The sequence below is a fragment of the Kribbella sp. NPDC026596 genome (assembly GCF_040638415.1).
In the GTDB taxonomy this organism is placed as follows: Bacteria; Actinomycetota; Actinomycetes; order Propionibacteriales; family Kribbellaceae; genus Kribbella.
Genome location: NZ_JBEZYF010000145.1, coordinates 1 through 5100, shown reverse-complemented (window position 1 = coordinate 5100; position 5100 = coordinate 1). Strand labels below are relative to the sequence as shown.

Sequence of the window (5100 nt, the reverse complement as noted above, 5' to 3'; positions counted from 1 at the left end):
CAGCGCGCCGGCTCCGGTGGGGGCGGCCGGGGCTCTGGGTTGGTCGGGCTAGAAGTCGCCGCCGCCGAAGTCGCCGCCTCCGAAGTCCCAGCCGCCGGAGTCGCCGCCGCCGCTGTCACCCATGTTGAAGTCGCCACCGTCGCCGCCGCCATCACCGCCGTCGCTGCCGTCGGCCATGCCGGCGTCGTAGCCGGCCGCGTAGTCGCCGTAGCCGCCACCGGCGAACATGCCGCCGAGCGCCGTACCCAGGAACAGACCGGTCGCGATTCCACCGATGCCGCCGAACATGCCCTGCGCGTACGGCGAGTAGGCCGGGCCGGCCTCCCAGTACGGCACCCGCTGCGGGCCGACCATGACCTTGCGGACGTCCGGATCGGCGCCGGCCTTCACCCGCTCGGCGTCGGCCGCACAGGCCGGAACCTCGCGCTGTGCGCCGCCGGGCGGTGCCCACAGGACGTCCTCGACCGACGGGCCGTGCTGCGGGTTGAAGAAGCAGGACGGGCGGCGCTGCGGCAGCGGCTCACCGGCGACCCGGGCGCGCACACACGCGGCGGCGTACCGGCCGTCCTCGAGGATCTCGATCACGTGCTTGATCTGGTCTGCCTCGGTGACCTGGCCGACCGCTTGCTTGGCCGACTCGTAGGAGTCCAGCGCGCGCTGGTAGTCCTGCCGGGCGCCGTCGCCGAGGTCCTTGCCGACCATCTCCAGATCGAGGTCTTGCAGCTCCTCGCCGAACCGGGTGATGTCCTCGTCGGCGGTGCGCTTGACCGACTCGAGCTCACCGGCGGTGATCTCGTGCCGCTTCTTGTTCTGCAGTTGGGTCCGACGGTACGAGCGATATGCCAGAACCGCGATCACCACGACTGCGATGATCAGGATGAAGTCCATGTCGGGCCTCTTCAAACTAGGGGCTTTACGCAGAGCCTATCCAATCCCGCAAGCGAGGTCTCGCCACGCAGGGTGACGCAATGCCGGGAAAGCGGTCACCCAGCGCGCATAATCGATGAGCGCCGCCCAGCGACCGTCGTATCCCCGCCGGAAGGCTGTTGCATGGCCAAGACCTCCCGACTCCTGACTCTCGCGGCGACGGGCCTCGCCCTGGTCCTGCCCACCACCCCGGCTCCACAGTCAGATTCGTCGTACCAAGAGATCGCACTCGACGGGCAGTCGGTACAGGCGGAGACCAAACCATTCGCGATGGTCGCCATCACCTGGTTACAGAGCACCTGGCCTGAAGATTCCGGCGCCGTGCAGGCCAAGGTCCGCGTGCAGCGCGACGGGCAGTGGACCGACTGGGAGCCGCTGCACGTCGAGGACGACCACGGGCCCGATCCATCGGCGCCCGAAGGAGTTGAGCGGGCCGGCACCGACCCGCTGTGGGTCGGCGACGCGACCGGCGTCCAGGCCAGCGCCGTGACGAGCAGCGGTACTACGGTCAGTGACGCCAAGGTGATCCTGATCCAGCCCGGCGTACTGGCCACCGACGCCGACGAACCGCAGGCGTCCGGTGTCATCGAGCCCGATGCGACCAGAGCGCCGTACCCGATGCCGGTGATGGTGAGCCGGAAGCGGTGGGGCGCTGACGAGCGGTTGCGCAGTCACAACGGAGCGGCCTGCGTGCGACCGAAGTACTCGACCACCGTGCTGGCCGCGTTCGTCCACCACACCGCCGATCGCAACGACTACACGCGAGCACAGGTCCCGGCGATGGTGCGCGCGATGTACGCGTACCACGTGAAGAGCCGCGGGTGGTGCGACCTCGGCTACAACTTCCTCGTCGATCGCTTCGGCCGCGCGTTCGAGGGCCGGTACGGCGGTGCGCAGCTGCCCGTGCTCGGTGCGCACACCGCCTCGTACAACGCGAACTCGTTCGGCGTCGCAGTGATTGGCAACTTCGAGAAAGCCACACCACCGCAGGCGATGCTCGAGATGACGGCCCGCGTGATCGCCTGGAAGCTGGACGCGAACTATCGGTCGCCGTTGGCAACGATCGTGCTCGACGGCAGCCGTCTGCACACGGTCTCCGGACACCGTGACACCAAGCCAACGGCGTGTCCGGGCACCGAGCTGTACAAGAAACTCGGTTGGCTGAAGCAACGAGTCAACACGCTGATCGGCGGCAGTGTCTCGACCCCGATCTACCGATTCGCCAAGAAGATCGGCTTCCGGTACGTCGGGCAGCCGTTCTGGGGTGAGCATCGGACGAAGCACGGCTGGGCGACGTACTTCGGCACCCGCGACGTCTTCTACTCCGTTGCCAGCGGCACCCATTCGACCATTGGCGTGTTCCGGTCCCGCTATCGGCGGCTCGGTGCCGGTGACGCGCGACTCGGCCTGCCGGTCACCGAGCACTACAAGGTCAAGGGCGGCTTGCGGCAGAAGTTCCAGCGCGGCTGGCTCGTCTACGACCAGCACACAGGCAAGGTCTACCCGCGGTACGGGAGAACGTCATGAAGAAGCGTGCGATCGCCATCGTCGTCCTGTCCTCCACTCTGATCAGCGCAACTGCGCTGGCAAGCCCGGTCGAGCCGAAGGCCGCCGTTCCCGACACCACGATCGCCGGCCGCGGCTTCGGGCACGGTCGCGGCATGTCGCAGTACGGCGCTCAGGGTGCGGCCATCGCCGGGAAGTCGGTCAAGCAGATCCTCGACTTCTACTACCCGGGAACGACCACGGGCAAGGCGACCGGGAGCATCCGGGTCCGGATCAGCGCGGACACCACCGACGGCGTCCGGGTCGGAACGGTCAACCATCTTCGCGTCCGCGACCTGGCCGCCGGCAAGGTGTACACGCTGCCCAAGGCCTCGACCCGGAACCAGTGGTCGATCGACCCGTACGGCGACCACGGCACGAAGGTCAGCTCTTTCGACGCGAAGACCCGGAAGTGGACACTGTGGAAGACGTTCACCGGCATGACGCAGTTCGAGGGCGCCGCGGTGATCGGGCTGGTGCTGCCGAGCGGAGCGGTCCGCCGGTATCGCGGCGAGCTCCGGGCCATCGACATGTCGGGCCGGCATTTGGACACGGTGAACGTCGTGTCGCTCGAGTACTACCTGCGTAGCGTCGTACCCCGGGAAGCCTTGTCCAGTTGGCGTCCGGCGGCCCTGCAGGCGCAAGCCGTTGCCGCGCGCACCTATTCCGTGTTCCACCGGAGCCGGGCCGCGCGGAAGGCGTACGACCTGTGTGACACCACGTCGTGCCAGGTGTACGGCGGCTATGACTCGGAGAAGGCGTCGACGAACACGGCGATCGCGGCGACCGCGGGGCAGGTGCGGCTCTACAAAGGCAAGCCGATCATGGCCGAGTTCTCCTCGTCGAACGGTGGCGCGACCGCGGTGGGTGAGGTGCCGTACCAGGTGATGAAGGCGGACGCCTGGGACGCGTATCCGGGCAACGGGAACCCGAACGTGAGCTGGACCGTGACGCGGACGGCGGCGGAGGTGCAGGCGGCGTTCGACGTCGGGTCGATCCGGAGCCTGCGGGTGCTGAAGCGGACCGGTATCGGCCCGTCCGGCGGCCGGGCGCTCACTGTCGAGGCGGTCGGGTCGAAGGGACGGCGGGTGCTGACCGCCGATCAGGTCCGGATCCGGCTGCATCTGCGGTCCGGCTGGATCGCGTTCCCGGTCGGTCCTCTTGATATGCCAACTGACCTGGCCGAGGACGCTGGTCGCTGAGCCATTGACGGCGCATCCCTGAGCCGGTTAGAACGTGACATCGATGTCAATCGCCACCGCCCAGGAGGAACAGGATCGATGCGCAGGAAAATTGGTATATCAACCCGGATCGTGGCCGGTGTGCTCGCGGTCGCCGTCCTCGGCTCGCTGAACATGTCCGCGGCTGACGCCGGGACGAATCCGGCGGCTCGTGCGCAGGCGTCGTACGACGCAATCAACAAGTACTTCGACGCGGGCCAGGGCCTGCTGCTCGAGGAGTACCCGAACACGCAGACCAACCCGTACTCGTACGTCTGGCCGTACTCGCAGGCTGCCATCGCGGCGGAGAACCTGGCCGGTGTGCCGGGCGCCGGCCGGAAGGCGTCGGAGGAGGCCGACCGGCGGCTCGCGGCGTACGAGCCGTACTGGAACGCCGGTACGACGCCGAAGGGGTACGACTCGTATGTCCGGCCGCCGCTGGGTCAGGGTGGGGACAAGTTCTACGACGACAACGAGTGGATCGGGCTGAACCTGATCCAGCGGTACAAGCGGACTGGTGACCGCGCTGCACTGGCTCGGGCCAAGGAGATCTTCACGCTGGTCGTGCACGGCTGGGACACCGATCCGTCGCATCCGTGCGCGGGCGGGGTCTACTGGACCCAGGCGCCCTGGAGCCAGGACCGCAACACGGTATCGAACGGCCCGGGTGCCGAGCTCGGTGCGCACCTGTACCTGCTGACGCGGGACCAGTCGTACCTGACCGAGGCGCAGCGGATGTACAAGTGGGCTCAGGACTGCATGCTGGCCCCGAACGGGTTGTACTGGGACCACATCGACCTGGCCGGCAACGTCGAGAAGACCCAGTGGAGCTACAACCAGGGCGTCATGCTCGGCGCCGGGGTGTTGTTGTACAAGGCAACGGGCCGGCGCCAGTACCTGAACGACGCCAAATCCGTCGCGAAGGCTTCGCTGGCCTTCTACAGCACCCAGGAGATGCTGGCCAAGCAGGGCGCGGCCTTCAACTCGATCTGGTTCAAGAACCTGCTGATCCTCGACTCGGTGGCGCCCGACCCCCGCTACCGAAAGGCCATGCAGGCCTACGCCGACTACAACTGGAACACCACCCGCGACCCAGCCACCAACCTCTACAACTTCAAAGCAGGCTCGGTAGAACTCCTCCAACAATCAGGAATAACCCAAATCCACGCCCTACTAGCCTGGCCCCGCTCAAAGTACGGCCTCCTCGCCTGACCAGCCCCGCCCGCCCCTAAGGGGGCGAGCAGGAGCAAGGACTGCTCACCCTCCGGGGACAGGCGGGAGGAGGAGAACAGGCTCGGATGCCTACCTGCTTTTAACCTGACTTGGGTCACCTGGACAGGTTTTTGGGGACCAGGTCGCGCTGACCTGCGGTGATCGGCTTGGTTAGTGTGCCGTCAAGGCACTAATT

4 protein-coding genes are annotated in these 5100 nt (G+C 67.2%); 3 read left to right on the top strand and 1 reads right to left on the bottom strand.

From position 1 onward, the window contains the following. Positions 1 to 48 precede the first annotated feature (48 nt). On the bottom strand, positions 49 to 888 hold the full coding sequence (locus tag AB0E63_RS46195) for a hypothetical protein (RefSeq protein ID WP_360381210.1): 840 nt from the start codon (positions 886 to 888) through the stop codon (positions 49 to 51). A 162-nt stretch (positions 889 to 1050) separates the two neighbouring features. Between AB0E63_RS46195 and AB0E63_RS46190 the strand changes: the two genes are divergently transcribed. From AB0E63_RS46190 to AB0E63_RS46180, 3 genes are all read left to right on the top strand, one after another. Next, a complete protein-coding gene (locus AB0E63_RS46190) occupies positions 1051 to 2454 on the top strand; it encodes a peptidoglycan recognition protein (protein WP_360381207.1) in 1404 nt (467 codons plus the stop codon). Continuing rightward, the gene (locus AB0E63_RS46185) at positions 2451 to 3674 is read left to right on the top strand and encodes a SpoIID/LytB domain-containing protein (protein WP_360381204.1); all 1224 of its coding nucleotides are present in this window, start codon (positions 2451 to 2453) and stop codon (positions 3672 to 3674) included. The genes AB0E63_RS46190 and AB0E63_RS46185 overlap by 4 nt, the downstream gene beginning before the upstream one ends. 78 nt (positions 3675 to 3752) lie before the next feature. Then, positions 3753 to 4904, top strand: a complete 1152-nt coding sequence (locus tag AB0E63_RS46180; RefSeq protein WP_360381202.1) for a glycoside hydrolase family 76 protein — start codon at positions 3753 to 3755, stop codon at positions 4902 to 4904. The last annotated feature ends 196 nt before the right edge of the window (positions 4905 to 5100 follow it).

Coding starts and splice junctions, on each gene's coding strand:
- AB0E63_RS46185 (WP_360381204.1), top strand. CDS start 2,451: ATGAAGAAGCGTGCGATCGCCATCGTCGTCCTGTCCTCCACTCTGATC.
- AB0E63_RS46190 (WP_360381207.1), top strand. CDS start 1,051: ATGGCCAAGACCTCCCGACTCCTGACTCTCGCGGCGACGGGCCTCGCC.
- AB0E63_RS46195 (WP_360381210.1), bottom strand. CDS start 888: ATGGACTTCATCCTGATCATCGCAGTCGTGGTGATCGCGGTTCTGGCA.
- AB0E63_RS46180 (WP_360381202.1), top strand. CDS start 3,753: ATGCGCAGGAAAATTGGTATATCAACCCGGATCGTGGCCGGTGTGCTC.